Annotated in this window: 11 protein-coding genes; 7 read left to right on the forward strand and 4 right to left on the reverse strand. The window is 71.5% G+C overall.

The window, feature by feature from the left end:
- Window positions 1-32: 32 nt before the first annotated feature.
- From F6X68_RS00925 to F6X68_RS00935, 3 genes are all read left to right on the forward strand, one after another.
- Window positions 33-6,902, forward strand: a complete 6,870-nt coding sequence (locus tag F6X68_RS00925) for an RHS repeat-associated core domain-containing protein (RefSeq protein ID WP_151452430.1) — start codon at window positions 33-35, stop codon at window positions 6,900-6,902.
- Window positions 6,899-7,441, forward strand: a complete 543-nt coding sequence (locus F6X68_RS00930) for a hypothetical protein (RefSeq protein WP_151452431.1) — start codon at window positions 6,899-6,901, stop codon at window positions 7,439-7,441. The genes F6X68_RS00925 and F6X68_RS00930 overlap by 4 nt, the downstream gene beginning before the upstream one ends.
- Window positions 7,442-7,816: 375 nt before the next feature.
- Window positions 7,817-8,365: a hypothetical protein gene (locus F6X68_RS00935; protein ID WP_151452432.1), complete on the forward strand. Its 549-nt coding sequence runs from the start codon at window positions 7,817-7,819 to the stop codon at window positions 8,363-8,365.
- Between the two features lie 92 nt (window positions 8,366-8,457).
- On the opposite strand, the gene F6X68_RS00940 is transcribed toward F6X68_RS00935, so the two are convergent.
- Window positions 8,458-9,144 (reverse strand): metal-dependent transcriptional regulator, encoded by a 687-nt coding sequence (locus F6X68_RS00940; RefSeq protein WP_132232993.1) that lies wholly within the window; start codon window positions 9,142-9,144, stop codon window positions 8,458-8,460.
- 97 nt (window positions 9,145-9,241) lie between these two features.
- Between F6X68_RS00940 and F6X68_RS00945 the strand changes: the two genes are divergently transcribed.
- The 3 genes from F6X68_RS00945 to F6X68_RS00955 all read left to right on the forward strand — a co-directional run bounded on the left by F6X68_RS00945 (window position 9,242) and on the right by F6X68_RS00955 (window position 13,946).
- Window positions 9,242-10,099, forward strand: coding sequence for a sulfurtransferase (locus F6X68_RS00945; protein WP_151452433.1), 858 nt, complete (start codon window positions 9,242-9,244; stop codon window positions 10,097-10,099).
- 83 nt (window positions 10,100-10,182) lie between these two features.
- On the forward strand, window positions 10,183-11,364 hold the full coding sequence (locus F6X68_RS00950) for an acetoin utilization protein AcuC (RefSeq protein WP_151452434.1): 1,182 nt from the start codon (window positions 10,183-10,185) through the stop codon (window positions 11,362-11,364).
- Window positions 11,365-11,390: 26 nt separating this feature from the next.
- Window positions 11,391-13,946, forward strand: a complete 2,556-nt coding sequence (locus F6X68_RS00955; RefSeq protein WP_151452435.1) for a bifunctional GNAT family N-acetyltransferase/acetate--CoA ligase family protein — start codon at window positions 11,391-11,393, stop codon at window positions 13,944-13,946.
- 45 nt (window positions 13,947-13,991) lie between these two features.
- On the opposite strand, the gene F6X68_RS00960 is transcribed toward F6X68_RS00955, so the two are convergent.
- Both F6X68_RS00960 and sigB read right to left on the reverse strand, forming a co-directional pair.
- Window positions 13,992-14,402: a VOC family protein gene (locus F6X68_RS00960; RefSeq protein WP_132233001.1), complete on the reverse strand. Its 411-nt coding sequence runs from the start codon at window positions 14,400-14,402 to the stop codon at window positions 13,992-13,994.
- 100 nt (window positions 14,403-14,502) lie between these two features.
- On the reverse strand, window positions 14,503-15,519 hold the full coding sequence (sigB, locus tag F6X68_RS00965) for an RNA polymerase sigma factor SigB (protein WP_370518890.1): 1,017 nt from the start codon (window positions 15,517-15,519) through the stop codon (window positions 14,503-14,505).
- Between the two features lie 258 nt (window positions 15,520-15,777).
- Between sigB and F6X68_RS00970 the strand changes: the two genes are divergently transcribed.
- On the forward strand, window positions 15,778-16,566 hold the full coding sequence (locus tag F6X68_RS00970) for a sporulation protein (protein ID WP_151452470.1): 789 nt from the start codon (window positions 15,778-15,780) through the stop codon (window positions 16,564-16,566).
- A 51-nt stretch (window positions 16,567-16,617) separates the two neighbouring features.
- Here F6X68_RS00970 and F6X68_RS00975 read toward each other — a convergent pair whose 3' ends face one another.
- A complete protein-coding gene (locus F6X68_RS00975) occupies window positions 16,618-17,604 on the reverse strand; it encodes a TrmB family transcriptional regulator (protein ID WP_151452436.1) in 987 nt (328 codons plus the stop codon).
- Window positions 17,605-17,734 lie beyond the last annotated feature (130 nt).

Here is a 17,734-nt window from a genome sequence, read left to right on the forward strand (position 1 = left end):
CGGCCCCCCACCCCTCACGGCGGAGGTTGTTCATGTCTGCTCGTCCGTCGCCGGCCACCGTGGCGCGGCGCGATTCCCGGTCCTCGTTCTGGCGCCCCGAGAGCCGGTTGCGGATGGGTCTGGCCGGGAGCCTGGCTCTCGTCATGCTGGCCTCCACGCTGACCGCCCAGCCTCGGCCGGCGGTCGCCGCACCGCCGGTCGGCCTCGGCGTCACGCAGCCGAAGCCGGTCTCCGCGAAGCCGGTCAGGTCGAAGCCGCGTCCGGCCGACCTGTCACAGGGCGCGACCAGGCGGCCCGCAGGGAAGGTCACCTGGCCCTCGGCCGGCGTGGCGGAGGCGGGCGTCGCACCGGCCGCCGGAAATCGGGCCGCGACGGCACCCCGGGTCACGGCGCCGTCCGCGGCAACTCGGGTCGGTGCCCTGCCGGTGTACGTCGGTCCGGCCGTGGCGAAGAGCGCGGAACCGCGAGCCACCGCCTCCACCGCCGTGAGCCGGGCCCGGGTCGAAGTCCTTGACCGCGCCAAGGTCCCGGCGGGGTGGCGTGACGGCGTGGTGCTGCGGGTCGCCCGTGCCGACGGTCAGGCGGGTGCGGGCCGGATGAGCCTGGGGGTGGACTACTCCGGATTCGCGGCGGCCTTCGGCGCGGACTGGTCGACCCGGCTCCGCCTGGTGGCGCTGCCCGAGTGCGCGCTGACGACGCCGGAGAAGGCGGGGTGCGGCGGTCGTCCGCTGGCCTCGCGCAACGACGGGGCGACCAACCGGGTGTCGGCAGAGGTGGAGATCTCCTCTGCCGGTGCGACGACGCTGGTCGCCCTGGCCGCCGCCGCATCCGGCTCGGCCGGTGACTACGGCGCCACGCCGCTGCAGGCGTCGTCGAGCTGGAGCGCCGGCGGATCGAGCGGCGACTTCTCCTGGTCCTACCCCGTACGGGTGCCGCCCGCCACGGGTCCGACGCCGACGGTGTCGCTGGCGTACTCGTCGAGCGCGGTCGACGGTCGCAGCGACGCCTCGAACAACCAGCCGTCGTGGGTCGGGGAGGGCTTCGACTACAACCCCGGCTTCATCGAGCGGCGGTACGTGCCCTGCTTCGACGACACCGCCAACGGCGCCACCAACGACGACCAGGTCGGCGACCAGTGCTGGGGCACCGACAACGCGGTGCTCTCGCTCAACGGGCGGTCGACCGAACTGGTCAGGGACACGGCGACCGGCGTGTGGCGACCGAAGAACGACGACGCGGCGAAGGTCGAGAAGCTGGCGGGCGCGGCGAACGGCGACAACAACGGTGAGCACTGGAAGGTGACCGCCGCCGACGGTACCCAGTACTTCTTCGGGCTCGACGACCTGCCCGGTCACACGACGGGCACGGCCTCCACCAACACCGTGCGCGTCTACGGCAACCACGAGAACGAGCCCTGCTGGAACAGCAGCTTCGCCGCCGCCCACTGCGAGCAGGCGTGGCGCTGGAACCTCGACTACGTGGTGGACACCCACGGCGGCACCATGTCGCTCTGGTACAGCCGGGAGACCAACAAGTACGCCGCGAACGGCACGGACAGCGACGAGGTCTCCTACGTCCGGGCCTCGAACGTCACCCGCATCGACTACGGCACCTGGGACCGGGGCGCGACCGACCGTTCCGTCACCCCGACCGCGCAGGTCTTCTTCGCCACCTCCGACCGGTGCCTGTCGGACTGCACCGACCACGACAATCCGGCCCGCTGGCCGGACACGCCCTGGGACCAGGAGTGCACCGGCACCCAGTGCCCCGGCAAGTACTCGCCGACCTTCTGGAGCACCCGCCGCCTGTCGAAGATCACCACGAAGGTCGCTGGCGTCTCCGGCGACGTGGAGAGCTGGGACCTGAGGCACACCTTCCCACCGAACGGTGACGCCTCCCGCGACGGCATGTGGCTGGAGTCGATCCAGCACACCGGGCACATCGGCGAGCCGGTGACGCTGCCGGAGATCAATTTCGACTTCGTGCAGCGGCCCAACCGGGTCGACAAGACCGACGACGGTAAGCCCCCGATGCACTGGCTGCGGATGAACACCGTCTGGACCGAGGCCGGCGGCAAGATCACGGTGGTCTACTCCCAACCGGAGTGCGACACCGACGGGCCCATGCCGTCGTCGCCGCAGAGCAACACCCTGCGGTGCTATCCGGTGCTCACCGAGGATCCGTTCACGAATCTGATCAAGACCGACTACTTCCACAAGTACGTGGTCGAGGAGATCCACGAGTCGGACGGCACCGTCGGCGGCACGGACGTCGTCACGACGTACGACTATCTTGGCGGCGCGGCCTGGCGGCACGCCACGGACGACGGCATGACCAAGGACAAGTTCCGTACCTGGTCCGACTACCGCGGCTACGGGCGGGTCCAGGTCCGCAAGGGCACCGACGGTCAGGAAACGCTGGCCGAGACCCGCTACTACCGGGGCATGCACGGCGACCGCGCGGCGCCGAGCGGCGGTACCCGCCCCGTGACGCTCGCCGCGCTCGACCTGAACGGCGACGGCGACGTCTCGGATGCCGCCGACGCGCCCCAGGTCAACGACGAGGACGCGTTCGCCGGGCAGGTCCGCGAGCAGATCACCTACAACGGTGTCGAGACCGATGTCGTGTCCCGGGGGGCCAGCCAGGCGTGGCAGTCGGCGGCCACCGCGACCCGGGACATGGGCCAGACCACCACCTACGCCCGATACACCGGCGTGCAGGCGAGCTGGAACGCCGTCAAGCTGGACGCGGGCCGTGGGTGGCGGGTGACGAAGAAGACCAACGGCTTCGACGAGTACGGCATGGAGGTCACCGCCAGCGACCTCGGCGACGTGACCCAGTCCGGCGATGAGCAGTGCATGCGGACGACGTACGCGCGCAACGCCGGCAGGAACATCCTCGCCACCTCCGTCCGGGTCGAGACCTTCGCCCTGCCGTGCGGCACCGCCCCCACCAGCAAGGACGACATCGTCAACGACGTCCGCACGTCCTACGACGGCCAGGCGTACGGCGTGGCACCCACCAAGGGCGACCCCACGAAGGTCGAGACGCTGAAGGACTGGTCCCCGTCGGGCGGGACGGTCTGGCTGACCACGGGCACCTCGACCTACGACGCCCACGGCAGGGTGAAGGACACCTACGACATCCGTGGGAACAAAACGACCACGACCTACACCCCGGCGGCCGGCGGCCCTGTCACGAAGGTGGAGACCAGGAACCACCTCGACTGGACGACGAGCCAGGACATGATCCCGGGCTGGGGCCTCGCCAAGCGTTCCACGGACGCCAACGGCAAGGTGACCGATCTGCAGTACGACGGGCTCGGCCGGCTGCGGAAGGTCTGGCTGCCGAACCGGCCGATGGGTACCGACCCGGCCAACCCGGCCACCCCCTCGTACGAATACACCTACACCATCCGCAACAGCGGGGGCGCCAACGCCGTCACGACCCGGGTCCTGAACGCCGAGGGCAAGTACGTCACCAGCCACGCGCTCTCCGACGGTCTGCTCCGTCCGCGACAGACCCAGACTGCCGCCGTCGCCGGTGGCGGCACCGTGTTCAGCGAGACCGTCTACGACGCCGCCGGGCGGGTGGCGTACACCAACGGCCGACACCACGACCCGGACCTGACGGCCGGCACCAACCTGAAGTCGATCGCGGCGTGGGAGGCGAACAGCCAGACGGTGAACCTGTACGACCGGGCAGGCCGCACCACGGCCAGCATCCTGACCACCAGCGGCCAGGAGAAGTGGCGTACCACCACCGCGTACGGCGGTGACCGGGTCTACGTCACTCCGCCCGACGGCGGGACGCCGACCACCACGATCACCAACGCCGCCGGCAAGACGGTCGAGGTGCGCCGGCACTCGGGCGGTTCCGTCGCCGGGCCGCACGACGCCAGCACCTACACCTACAACCGGAAGCAGCAGCTCACCGGGGTCGCCGACGCCGCGGGCAACGAGTGGACGTACGAGTACGACATCCGCGGCCGGCAGACCGCGACGGAAGACCCCGACCGGGGCCGTACGGAGTCGACGTACAACGACTACGGCGACCTCGAGCACACGGTCGACGCGCGTGGCAAGAAGCTCGTCTACCACTACGACAGCCTCGGCCGTAAGGACGCCGTCTACGACACCTCGATCGCGACGGCGAACAAGCGCGCCACCTGGGCGTACGACCCCACGGGCGCGAAGGGCCAGTTGGCGTCGACCAGCCGCTGGACGGACCTCGGCGTCAACGAGTACAAGATGCGCATCCGGGGCTACACGGCCCTCTACAAGTCGTTGGGCGAGGACTACGTCATCCCCGCCTCCGAGGCCAACCTGAACGGCACCTACACCTTCACCCGCTCGTACAAGGCGGACGGGGTCAGCGTCGCGACCGCCACGTACCCGAACGCGGGAAGTCTCGGCGGCGAGCAGCTCACCTTCACCTACGACGAGGTGACCGGCCTCGCCGAGCAGGTGAAGACGAACTGGCCGAACGCCGGCCAGTACGTCACCAACACCGACTACAACGCCTTCGCCGAGCTGGGCCTCGTCCGCTACCAGCAGACCGCCCAGAACTACCTCGACCGCTCCTGGACGTACGAGGACAGCACCGGCCGGCTGTCACAGGCGACCACGAGCCGGCAGGTCACGCCGCAGCCCGTCGCCGACCTCAAGTACGACTACGACGAGGCCGGCAACATCACCAGGATCGCCGACGCCCCGACCGGCGGCACCGCCGACGTGCAGTGCTTCGAACACGACTACGCGCAGCGGCTGACGTCGGCCTGGACGCCCTCGTCCGGCGACTGCGCCCCCGCCGCGACGGCGACCGGCCTGGGCGGGCCTGCGCCGTACTGGCACTCCTGGACCTTCGATCCGGTCGGCACGTCGGTCGGCAACCGGGCCAAGGAGACCAGGCACGGCACCACGACCACCGAATCCACCTACACGTACCCCGCGCCCGGTGCGGCCCAGCCCCACGGGGCTCAGCAGGTCGTCACGACCGGGGTCGGCGCGGGTACCCGCAACTACCGTTTCGACGCGGCGGGCAACATGACCTGCCGGCCGAGCGCGACCGCCGTCAACAACACCTGCCCGGCCGGGACCGGCAGCCAGGCACTGACCTGGGACAGCGAGAGCAGGCTCGTCGGCCTCACCGACGGCGGAAAGAACCACAGCTACCTGTACGACGCCGACGGCGCCCGCCTGATCGCGCGCGATCCGACGGGCAAGACCCTCTATTTGCCGGGTCTGGAGATCCGCTACACCACCAGCAGCGGCACCAAGTCGGCGACGCGCTACTACAGCCATCTCGGCCAGATGTACGCCATGCGTCAGCCTGGCACCGGCGTCACCTGGCTCGTCACCGACCACCAGGGCACCCAGCAGTACGCCATCGCCTCGGGCAACCAGGCGATCACCCCGCAGCGCCAGACGCCGTACGGCGGGGTGCGCGGCGCGGCGCCCGCCGCCTGGCCGAACCAGCTCGGCTTCGTGGGCGGGACGATCGACGGCGGCCCCGACACCACCGGCCTGACCAACATCGGCGCACGCCCCTACGACCCGGCCATCGGCAAGTTCGTCGCGGTCGACCCGATCATGGACCTCGCCGATCCCGAGCAGTGGAACGGCTACGCGTACGCCAACAACACCCCGGTCACCAGCAGCGACCCGACGGGCCTGATCCCGGACGACTGCGCCAAGTTCGACTGCTCCGGCTACGTCCCCGGCAACGAGGACGCAAACCAGGACGCGAAGGAAAACAACCCGTGCTGGCCCGTCGCCTGCGAGAAGGATGAACCTGACGGTCCCGGCGGTACCGGCGGTTGGACCGGCAAGCACGACGACGACGGGCGAGCCATGCCGGCACCCGGCAAGATGACCATCGAGAACGGTGCTCAGTTCCGATACTACACCCACATCACCAACCTGGACATGTTCCAGCGCGAGGTGGTCGAGGACTATGTCTTCTGTTACAACAACCCGGAGATCTGCGCCGAACTGAAGAAAGCGAAGTCCAAGGCTTCAGAGCAGGCGCTGAAAGACCTGCTCGGCATCACAGACGCCCAGAATTGTTTGAAGGGCCAGATCTCGGGATGCGCCTGGACTGCGGTCGGCTTTGTGCCGATCGGGAAGCTGAAGGCAGCCGGACCGATTGGGAAAGCGCTGCTCGAAGGTGCTGACGCGGCATGTAGTTTCGCTGGCGAAACCGAAGTGCTGATGGCCGACGGCAGCACGAAGCCCATCAGTCAGATCAGTGTCGGGGACTTCGTTGTCGCGGCGAATCCGGAGACCGGTGAACGGGGTGATCGCGAGGTCACCCACGTCTGGTCGCACGAGGACGACCTTTATGCACTAACCGTCGCCGGTGCTGCGCTGGTCACCACCGAGGATCACCCGTTCTGGAACGCCACGGACCGTCGGTGGGAACGGGCGGACGCCCTCAACCGCAGCGCCGCGTTGCAGACAGTTTCTGGTGATTCGGTGGCGGTCGGCAGCTTGAGCGAGACGTCGATCGGTAGGGGTGCCGCGTATAACCTCACAGTTCGCGACATTCATACGTACTACGTGCTCGCAGGCAATACGTCGCTCCTCGTGCACAACTCGTGTCCTGTTGCTGCCCGTCTCACCAGCAGCCCCGACGCCCCGGTAATTAACAGCAAGACCGTACACTTGGACAAGAACGGTCGGTTCCGGATCGATCTCGAGAATCAGAATCCCGGACGGCCGGGTGCAAATATTCATCTACAGCCTATGGGGCGGGGTGCATCAGGCAAGTACTACTACCATCAGGAAACGGGGAAGTGGATTTCGGCGAGCGGAGAAGAGTTGGCGCCGAAACTCGCAAAGCAGGTGCCGCAAAGTGCCATTAATAGAGCCTATCAATACCTGAGGATCACGCCGCCGTGAAGATGAATTCACGCATGTTCGACGTTCTTGTGCAGGGGGTTGTGGACCCAAGCCGCGACCTGCCACCTGAATTGGATGAAGTCGCGAGGGCCGGCTGGGTGCTCGGCCCTGGCGGCGCCATCTTGCTCAAGTCTTTGTCGGGACCTGGATGGCGTAACGACATAGACGCCTCAGAAGTGGGGCTGTATGAGTATGAAGTGAACGACGTCTACGTTTCCCTGTTCGACCTTGCGGACAACAGGGAAACTTATTTGAGTAGGGCGGCGGTGAGAGGTATCTCTTTTGCTGCTCGCATGCTGAAAGATGCCGCCGCTCTTCCTGAGGCTGATAGCCTGCTAGCGGTAGTGGGCATATCGGTGGATGAGGGAGACGAAGATTTTTTGCTCCAGGGAGCTACTGTCAGATTTTTTAGTCGTCGCGGCGATTATCCGACCTGGTTCGAAGATCTGGAGCGGTATCAGAAGGAAGCGATTGCTGTAATTGGTATGGCGGACCTTGCCGTGCCTGGCCCGCTAACTCAATTTCGCCGTCGGGGGTGATTCCAGGATGCGCGGTGAGCGCCAACTCGGTCCGGCACGTGTTGCCAGGCGCTGGCAGCGAAGACTGAGGCCAGGTGCATGATGGCCTTACCGCAAGTGGAGCTAGGACGAAAGGTGCCTGCCGTCCGGCATCGAAGGCCGCCACGGACTGTGCCTGTAAGTGCGCTCGGTGTGCATGAGGAAGTCGGTGGTCCAAGTTGCTGCGGGACAGCGCGATCGCCAAGAGGTAGGACAGGGCAGCAAAACTCCCGGTGCAGGCATCGGATCTGTGGTCGATCGCTGTCTTTCCGGGACTCTCGTCCTATGTCGAAACAGCCCCTACGCACTTATCGTGGTTAGCGCATCAAGATGAAGTTTCAATAACAGGAGGTTGCGGTGAGCGGGCGGGTCCGGCTTGCCAGTGTGACCCTGCTGCTGGCGACGGGCTGCGGCGCGGAGGCAGAACCGGTGGCCCTACCGCCTGCCGCGCCGGTCACGGTCGACGTGGCCGCCGCCTCGTCCGGCGGGGCGTGCCGGCTGCTGGACTTCGGCGTGATCGAGCAGCACGCCGGCGTCCGCTTCGACGTAGCCGCAGCGAGCGCCACAGGCGACAGCCACACCTGCGTGGTGCGCGCGGGACAGGAGACCCTGCCGGAGTTGACGCTGACCGTCACCCGGACGTCGATCGACGCGGCGACCTTCACCGCGGACGTGGTGCCGAAGAAGGCGACCAAGGTCTCCGGGCTCGGCCAGAAGGCGTACCGGCGGACCGCCTCCTCCAAGGGCGCCCTCGGGCCGGTCGCGGAGGTGGGCTGGCTGGCCGCCGAGGGCCGCCTCGCCACCCTGCGCTACGCCACCCCACGCGACGCCGACAAGGCGGAGGCCGAGAAGCTCACCACCGCTCTCGTCGCCCTGGCCCAGGGACTCGACACCCGCGCCATCTGACCTCGGCCAGGGTGACGAAGCCCCCGGCACAGCGTGAACTGCCTCGCCTCAAGATCCTGCGCCTGCTGCCCACAGGCGTGGGGCCGGGTGGGTCAGTGGGCGGCGACGAAGACCCGGGAGGCTACCTCGCGCGGCAACCTGATGCGGTCGCCCGAGCGGTCGATCGACACCCCGTCGCGCTCCTGCGCCACCGTCACCGTCGCGCCCGGGTCGACGCCGGCGGCGTGCAGCTGCCGGAGCACGTCCGCGTCGGTCTGCACGCTCTCACAGATGCGCCGCACGACGACCGGCCCCGACAGCCCGGGGAACGCCAGGTTGCGCTCGCCCTCGATCGGGGCGGCTGTCGTCTGCTCCGGCGTGCCCAGCTCGTCCAGCCCCGGGATCGGGTTGCCGTACGGCGAGCGGGTCGGCCGATTCAGCAGGTCGTAGACCCGCTTCTCGACCGCGTCGCTCATCACGTGCTCCCACCGGCAGGCCTCCTCGTGGGCCTCCTCGTAGGGCATCCCGATCACGTTGACCAGCAGCAGCTCGGCGAGGCGGTGCTTGCGCATCACGGAGACCGCGTTGCTGCGGCCGTGCGCGGTGAGCGCCAGGTGGCGGTCGCCCTCGACGGTCAGCAGGCCGTCGCGCTCCATCCGGGCGACGGTCTGGCTGACGGTCGGCCCGCTCTGCCCCAGCCGTTCGGCGATGCGGGCACGCAGCGGCGGAACCCCCTCCTCCTCCAGCTCGAGGATGGTCTTGAGGTACATCTCGGTCGTGTCGACCAGATCATGCTTCACGTCAGCGGACCTCCGGCCAACGATGCTACCTCGGTGTTCACCGAACGACCCACGGCGAACCGCCAGGTCGGTGCCGGGATGGTGTTGACTGGACGCCATGTCCGCCTCCGATGATCTCCTTGTCGAGGCCGGTCGGCTCGCGGTCGAACTCGGCCAGGCCGACCCGCCCACGCTGCTCGACGTGCGCTGGCGGCTCGTCGGCGCGCCGGGTCGGGAGGACTACGCCGCCGGTCACCTGCCCGGCGCGGTCTTCGTCGACCTGGACACCGCGCTCTGCGGGCCGCCCGGACCCGCCGGCCGGCACCCGCTGCCCGACGCCGCCGCCCTCCAGGCCGCGCTGCGGGCCGCCGGCGTGCGCGCCGGTCATCCCGTCGTGGTGTACGACGGCGGCGACGGCATGGCCGCCGCCCGCGCCTGGTGGACCCTGCGCTGGGCGGGCCACCGGCCGGTACGGCTGCTGCACGGCGGCTTCCCGGCGTGGCAGGCCGCCGGGCTGCCCGTCAGCACGGAGGTGCCGACCCCGGAGCCGGGCGACGTGGAGGTGCGCCCCGGAGCGTTGCCGGTGCTCGACGCGGGAGAGGCGGCCCGGCTGGCCGCGGCCGACGACGGTGTCCTGCTCGACGTGCGCGCCGCGCCCCGCTACCGGGGCGAGACCGAGCCGATCGACCCGGTCGCCGGTCACGTCCCCGGCGCGGTGAACCTGCCCGCCGGCGAGTACGTCGCCGAGGGCCGGTTCCCCGCCGCCGAGGCGCTGCGCGAGCGGTTCGCCGCCGCCGGGGTGGGCGACGACAGTCCGGTCGGGGCGTACTGCGGGTCGGGGGTGACCGCCGCGCAGGCCGTGCTCGCGTTGCACCTGGCCGGCCGCACGGACGCCGCGCTCTACGTCGGCTCGTGGAGCAACTGGGTAGCCGACCCGGCCCGCCCGGTGGCCACCGGAGCGACTCCGACCGGCTGAACGGGCAACGGACGCCGGGCGACACCCGGCGGCTGAGCAGCGCGTGCGCGGGCGTGCCGGGGCGCGCGTGCGACGATGGGGCCATGTCCGACGACACGGTGGTGGTGTGGGACGAGTCGCTGCTCGCCTACGACATGGGGGACCATCCCCTCGACCCGGTACGGCTGGAGTTGACCTTCGCCCTCGCCCGGGAGTTGGGCGTCCTCGCGCGTCCCGGGGTGCGGCTGGTGAAGCCGGAGCCGGCCGACGACGCGCTGCTGAGCCGGGTGCACGACCCGCGCTACCTCGCCGCGGTGAAGGTCGCCCCCCGCGATCCGCTCTTCGCCGGCTTCGGGCTGGGCACCTCCGACAACCCGGTCTTCGAGGGGATGCACGAGTCCAGCGCGCTCGTCGCCGGCGCCACGGTGGCGGCGGCCGAGGCGGTCTGGCGGGGCGAGGCCCGGCGGGCGGTCAACGTGGCCGGCGGCCTGCACCACGCCATGCCGGCCCGGGCCGCCGGGTTCTGCGTCTACAACGACCCGGCGGTGGCCATCGCCCGCCTGCTCGACCTGGGCGCCGAGCGGGTCGCGTACGTGGACGTGGACGTGCACCACGGCGACGGGGTGCAGCAGGTCTTCTGGAACGACCCCCGGGTGCTCACGGTCAGCGTGCACGAGACGCCGTTGGCGCTCTTCCCGGGCACCGGCTTTCCCGACGAGACGGGCGGGCCGGGCGCCGAGGGCAGCGCCGTCAACGTCCCGCTGCCGCCCGGGTTGGACGACGCGGGCTGGCAGCGCGCCTTCCACGCGGTGGTGCCGTCGGTGCTGCGCGCGTTCCGGCCGCAGGTGCTGGTCACCCAGTGCGGCGCCGACGCACATCGGCTCGACCCGCTCGCCGACCTGAACCTCTCCGTGGACGGGCAGCGCGCCACCTACCTGGCCCTGCGGGCGCTCGCCGACGAGCTGTGCGAGGGCCGCTGGGTGGCCACCGGTGGCGGCGGGTACGCGCTGGTCGAGGTGGTGCCCCGGGCCTGGACGCACCTGCTCGCGGTGGCGGCCGGGGAGCCCGTCGACCCGGCGACGCTGACCCCGCCGGCGTGGCGGGAGCTGGCCGCCGGGCGCCGGCCGGGCCGGCAGATCCCGCTGCGGATGACCGACGACGTGGACCCGGCGTACGAGCCGTGGCAGCCGACCGGCGAGCCGAGCGCCGTGGACCGGGCGATCGCGGCGGCCCGCAAGACCGCCTTCCCGCTGTTCGGGCTCGATCCGCACGACCCGCGCGACTGATCCGGCGGGCGGAGGGGACCGCACAGGTGACCACTGTGGAACAACCGGTGGACGTGCTGCTCAGCGACGGCAGCACCGTGCAGTTGCGGCCGATCCGTCCGTCGGACGGGCCGGGCATCGTGGCGATGCACTCGCGCTTCTCCGAGCGCACCCGCTACCTGCGCTACTTCTCGCCGTACCCGCGCATCCCCGAGCGCGACCTGCAACGCTTCGTCAACGTCGACCACCGCGACCGGGAGGCGTTCGTGGTGCTGGTCGGCGACCGGATCGTCGCCGTCGGCCGCTACGAGCGGCTCGGCCCGCAGGCCCCCGAGGCCGAGGTGGCGTTCGTGGTCGAGGACGCCTACCAGGGCCGGGGCATCGGCTCGGTGCTGCTGGAGCACCTGGCCGACGCGGCCCGCCGCAACGACATCGCCAACTTCGTGGCGGAGGTGCTCCCGGCCAACGGCGCGATGCTGCGGGTCTTCTCCGACTTCGGCTACCAGGTGCAGCGGCAGTTCGCCGACGGCGTGGTGCACCTGAGCTTCCCGATCGCCCCCACCGACGCGACGCTGGAGGTGCAGCGCGGCCGGGAGCACCGCACGGAGGCCCGCTCCGTCGCCCGGCTGCTCGCGCCACGGGGCGTCGCCGTCTACGGCGCCAGCGCCACCGGGCAGGGCGTCGGCGCGGCGGTGCTCGGGCACCTGCGCGACGGCGGTTACACCGGCGCGGTGGTCCCGGTGCATCCGGGCGCGACGACGGTCGCCGGGCTGCCCGCGTACTCCTCGGCGGCCGATGCCGGCGTGCCGGTCGACCTGGCCGTGGTGGCGGTCCCGCCGGAGGCGGCGACGGAGGTGGTGGCCGACGCGGCCGCCGCGGGCGCGCACGGCCTGGTGGTCATCTCGGCGGGCTTCGCCGAGGCCGGCGGCGAGGGCGCGGCCGCGCAGCGCGCGCTGGTCCGCGCGGCGTACGCGGCGGGCATGCGCGTGGTCGGCCCGAACTGCCTGGGGGTGGCCAACACCGATCCGGCGGTACGCCTCAACGCCACCCTCGCCCCCCGGCTGCCGGTGCCCGGCCGGGTGGGCATCTTCAGCCAGTCCGGCGCGTTCGGGGTGGCGCTGCTGGCTGAGGCCGACCGGCGGGGGCTGGGCCTGTCGAGCTTCGTCTCGGCCGGCAACCGGGCCGACGTCTCGGGAAACGACCTGCTCCAGTACTGGCAGGACGACCCCGGCACCGACGTGATCATGTTGTACCTGGAGACCTTCGGCAACCCGCGCAAGTTCGCCCGGCTGGCGCGCCGGATCGGCCGGGACAAGCCCGTCGTGGCGCTCGCCTCGCCGGCCCGGCCGCCCGGGGTGGGCGACTCCGCCGGCCCGGACGAGGTGGCGGTCGCCGCGCTGTTCGCCCACTCCGGCGTGATCCGGGTGGACACCGTCGCCGAGCTGCTCGACGTCGGGGTGCTGCTGGCCCACCAGCCGCTGCCCGCTGGCCGTCGGGTCGGCGTGGTCGGCAACTCCTCGGCGCTGACGGGGCTGGCGGCCACCGCCTGCGCCGCGCAGGGGCTCACCGTCGCCCGGGGCTACCCGCGCGACGTCGGCCCGCGCGCCGGCGCGGCCGAGTTCGCCGCCGCGCTCGCCGAGGCGGGCGCCGACGGCGAGGTGGACGCGCTGGTGGTGGTGTTCGCCCCGCCGCTGCCCGGCCAGCTCACCGACACGGAGTCGGACTTCACCGCCGCGCTGCCGAGCGCGTTCGCCGCCGGCAAGCCGGCCGTGGCGACGTTCCTGGTCGGCCGTACGCCCGCCGGGGTGCCCGCCTATCCGAGCGTGGAGGAGGCCGTGCGCGCCCTCGCCCGGGTCACCGCGTACGCCGACTGGCTGCGCCGGCCCGCCGGGGTGCCGCCGGAGCTGCCCCGGGTGGACCGGGAGGCGGCCCACGCCGCCCTGCGCCCGGAGGCCCTCGATCCGGCGGAACTGCTCGCGGCGTACGGGATCGACGTGGTCGAGTCGGTGCCGGCGCGCTCCGCCGCGGAGGCCGTCGACGCGGCGACCCGGCTGGGTTTCCCGGTGGCCCTCAAGGCCGCCGCCCCCGGTCTGCGGCACCGCCTCGACCTCGGCGCGGTCCGGCTCGACCTGCCCGACCCGGCCACGGTGCACCGCGCGTACGCGGAGATGTCGGCGGTCTTCGGCGCGGACGTCCTGGTGCAGCCGATGGTCCCGCCCGGTGTGGCCTGCGTGGTCGAGCTGGTGGAGGACCCGGCGTTCGGCCCGGTGGTCGGCTTCGGGCTGGGCGGCGTCGCCACGGAGCTGCTCGGCGACCGGGCCTGGCGGGCGGTGCCGCTGACCGACCTGGACGCGGCCGAGCTGGTCGACGAGCCCCGGGCGGCGCCGTTGCTGCGCGGGCACCGCGGCGCGGCGCCGGTGGACCGGGCGGCCCTGGCGGACCTGCTGCTGCGGGTCGGCCGGCTCGCCGACGAGCAGCCCCGGGTCCGCGCGCTGAGCCTCAACCCGGTGCTCGCCCGCCCCGACGGCATCTCGGTGCTGCACGCCACCGTGCGGGTCGGCTCCGCCGTGGCCCGCCCCGACACCGGCCCCCGCCGCCTGTAAGGAAGGTGCCCTTCCTGACACTTCGCGGTGCGGCGGCCGAACCGGTCAGGCCGCCCGGTCGGAGATCTGCTGCACCGACCAGGCGTTGCCGTCGGGGTCGGCGAAGTGGACGAAGCCGACGTTGTCCAACGGGTCCGGCACCGGGCGCGGATTCTCGCCGAGCACCTGGATCTCGCTGACCTCGACGCCGCGCTCGACCAGCTCCGCCCGCGCCCGGCGCAGGTCGGGCACGACGAGCTGGAGGCCCTTGAGCGAGCCGGGTGGCATCTCGGGCAGGGGCCCCCTGCCGATCACGATCGAGCAGCCTGAGCCGGGCGGGGTCAGCTGCACGATCCGCGCGTCGTCGCCGAACGTCGTGTCGTGGTCGACGGCGAAGCCGAGCCGGTCGGCGTAGAACGCCTTGGCCCGGTCCACGTCGGAGACCGGCACGACCACCACTTCCAGGGTCCAGTTCATGGCTATTGGTAGCCCGTCGGGCAGCCGGGATCAAGGACCACGGTCCGGACGGACGCGAGGCCCCGGCGAACCGCCGGGGCCTCGCGTGGTCCAGGAAACGTCAGCAGGCGTACGCCTCCAGGCGCTGCGCCCGCTCCGGGTCACGCAGCTTCAGCAGGGTCACCTTCTCGATCTGCCGGATCCGCTCCCGGGACAGGCCGAACTCCCGGCCGACCTCGTCGAGGGTGCGCTGCCGGCCGTCGTCGAGGCCGAAGCGGAGCCGGATCACGGCCTGCTCCCGCTGCGACAGGGTGGACAGCACGATGCTGACCTCGTTGCGCAGCTCGCCCTGCGCGGCGGCGTCGCCCGGCTCGGCGCTCGGGTCGACGGCGGCGACGAAGTCGCCGAGCGCGCTCTCGCCGTCCTCACCGACCGCCTGGTCGAGGCTCACCGGCTCCCGGTCGTACGAGATCAGCTCGATGACCTGGAACTCCGGGATGTCCATGGCCCGGGCGACCTCGGCGACGGTGGGCTCGCGGCCCAGCGAGACGGAGAGCTCGCGGCGGGCCCGGACCATGCGGTTGACCTGCTCGACCATGTGCACCGGGATGCGGATCGTGCGGGCCTGGTCGGCCATGGCCCGGGTGATCGCCTGCCGGATCCACCAGGTGGCGTACGTGGAGAACTTGTAGCCCTTGGCGTAGTCGAACTTCTCGACCGCGCGGATCAGGCCGAGGTTGCCCTCCTGGATCAGGTCGAGGAACGCCATGCCGCGACCGGTGTACCGCTTGGCGATGCTGACCACCAGGCGCAGGTTCGCCTCCAGCAGGTGGTCCTTCGCGGCGCGGCCCTGCGCGACGATCAGCCCCAGGTCGGCCCGCAACTCCGCCGAGACGGGGGTGCAGGTCGCGAGTTTCTCCTCGGCGAACAGCCCGGCCTCGATCCGCTTGGCGAGGTCGACCTCCTGGGCGGCGGTCAGCAACTTCGTCCGGCCGATCCCGTTCAGGTATGCCCGGACCAGGTCCGTGGAGACGCCGCGCTCGTCGGTGGCGTCGAGGTCGGTCAGGGTGTCGGTGGCGCTCGCGGCCTCGGTGGTGCCGGCAGGGCGCGTCCGGTGCTCCGTCATCTGCAGGGCCATCTCAGTTTCTCCCCGTGTCCACGTCTGTGCCGTTGGATCCGGCCCAGTGGTGCCGGTGTGACACACAGCTTGGCGGGCGGGGCGTGAAACGGGAGTGAGGCGATCGGGGAACCGACACGAATTCCGTCGATGCCCTGCTCAGCGTGGGCGGCTCGTCGCCGAGCGCTGGTTGCCGCCGGCGGTTACCGTGCCAGCGGTCGGCCCGCACGGCCGGCCCGCCGGCGACGTCGGCGTACCGAACAGGTTGTGGAGGGTGTCGTGGTCTTCAAGCGGCTCATGCAGGCGATGGGTGTGGGTGGCCCGTCCGTGGAAACCGTGCTGACGAATCCGAACTGCCGCCCCGGCGGCCAGCTGGAGGGCGTCATCCACGTGGCTGGCGGCGACCACCTCGTCGACGTGTCGTACGTCGCCCTGGGCCTGGTCACCCGGGTCGAGGTCGAGAGCGGCGACAACGACTACGAGACCACGCAGGAGTTCCACCGGCAGGCCGCGACCGGCGCCTTCCGGCTCGCCCCGGGGCAGCGCCACGACATCCCGTTCCGCTTCGCCGTGCCGTGGGAGACGCCGCTCACCGAGCTGTACGGGCAGCACCTGCACGGCATGACGATGGGGCTGCGTACGGAGCTGGAGGTGGCCCGCGCGGTGGACAAGGGCGACCTGGACGCGGTGGCGGTGCACCCGCTGCCGTCCCAGCAGAAGATCCTGGAGGCGTTCCTGCGGCTGGGCTTCCGGTTCGCCCGGGCCGACGTGGAGCGGGGCCACATCTACGGCGTACGGCAGACCCTGCCCTTCTACCAGGAGATCGAGTTCTACCCGGCGCCGCAGTACGCCGGGGCGATCAACCAGCTGGAGGTCACCCTCGTCACCGACCCGCAGCAGATCCAGGTGGTGCTGGAGCTGGACAAGCGCGGCGGTCTGTTCACCGAGGGCCGGGACGCCTTCGGCCGCTTCACCGTCGACCACGCCACCGCCGAACGCACGGACTTCACCCCCCAGCTCGACGGCTGGATCCGTCAGTCGCTGCAACGCCGCGGCCTCTTCTCCTGACGCCACGGTGTGCGCCGGCCCTGCCACGGGCTCGCCGGGCCCGCGGCCCCGTCAGGCCCAGCCGTGCCGCGCGGCGTGCCAGCCGAGCTGCATCCGGGTCTGCACCCCCGCGAGGTCCATGAGGTGGCGCAGGCGCCGCTGGAGGGTCCGCAACGACAGGTCGAGCTGGGCGGCGACGACCGGGTCGGTGAGCCCGGCCAGCAGCAGCGCCATGATCTTCCGGTCGAGTTCGGTCGGGCCGTCGGCGGCCTGGCTGTCGGCGTCGTCGCCGGCGGGGGCGGTCAGCGCCGAGGAGTCGAGCGGGTGGGCGTGCCGCCAGACGATCTCGAACAGCGCGTCCATCGCCGCCAGCAGCCCGGTGCGGTGCAGCAGCACCGCGCCGGGCTCGCCGCCGGGCGTGGCGGTCAACGGCACCAGGGCCAGTTCCGCGTCGGCCAGGACCAGCTTGATCGGCAGGTGGTCGACCACCCGCACCTCGACGCCGTCGCGCAGCGACTCCAGCGTCTCGGTGACCACCCCCGGTTCGGCCAGTGTCGGCCGGTCGATCACGACGCGGAAGCGCACCCCCTGGCCGACCGCCGTCGACTCCACCGCGTTGGCGCCCGGCGGTACGGCGATGAACGGGGTGGTGACGAAGCTGCGCACCTGCGTGCGGGCGGCGTGCTGCACCTGCGCGAACCGGTGCCGGACGGCGTCGACGCCGCTGACCACCTCGATCAGCTCGTCGATGGTGCGCCCCGCGATCGACGAGCGGTACTCCTCGGCGAGCCTGACCAGCGCGAGTTCCGCGTTGTGCAGGGCGCCCCGCTGCTCGCTGATCAGCGCCCCGAGCGCGACGGCGGGCGGCGCCACCGAGAACTGCCCTTCCGGGCCGTGCTTCACCAGGCCGTACGCGGTCAGTTGCGAGAGCACCGCCTCGACCGCCGCGGCGGGCCTCCGCAGGGCGTCGCCCAACTCGGCCGGGCCGGACTGGCCCCGCCGGACCAGCAGGCCGTAGACCGCCTCGTCCTCGGGGCTCAGCCCCAACGCGCCCAGCATCGGTGGCTGCCTCCCTCTGCCCGCTGCGGCAGGCAGAGTATGGGACACCGGCACCGGTCCTGACCAGCCCGGGAAGGCCGACGGGTCGTCGGGAAGGGCCCCGGAACGCTGCGTGTCCCGGGGCCCCGCC

Origin of the sequence: Micromonospora sp. AMSO12t, from assembly GCF_008806585.1 — a bacterium.
In the GTDB taxonomy this organism is placed as follows: domain Bacteria; phylum Actinomycetota; class Actinomycetes; order Mycobacteriales; family Micromonosporaceae; genus Micromonospora; species Micromonospora reichwaldensis.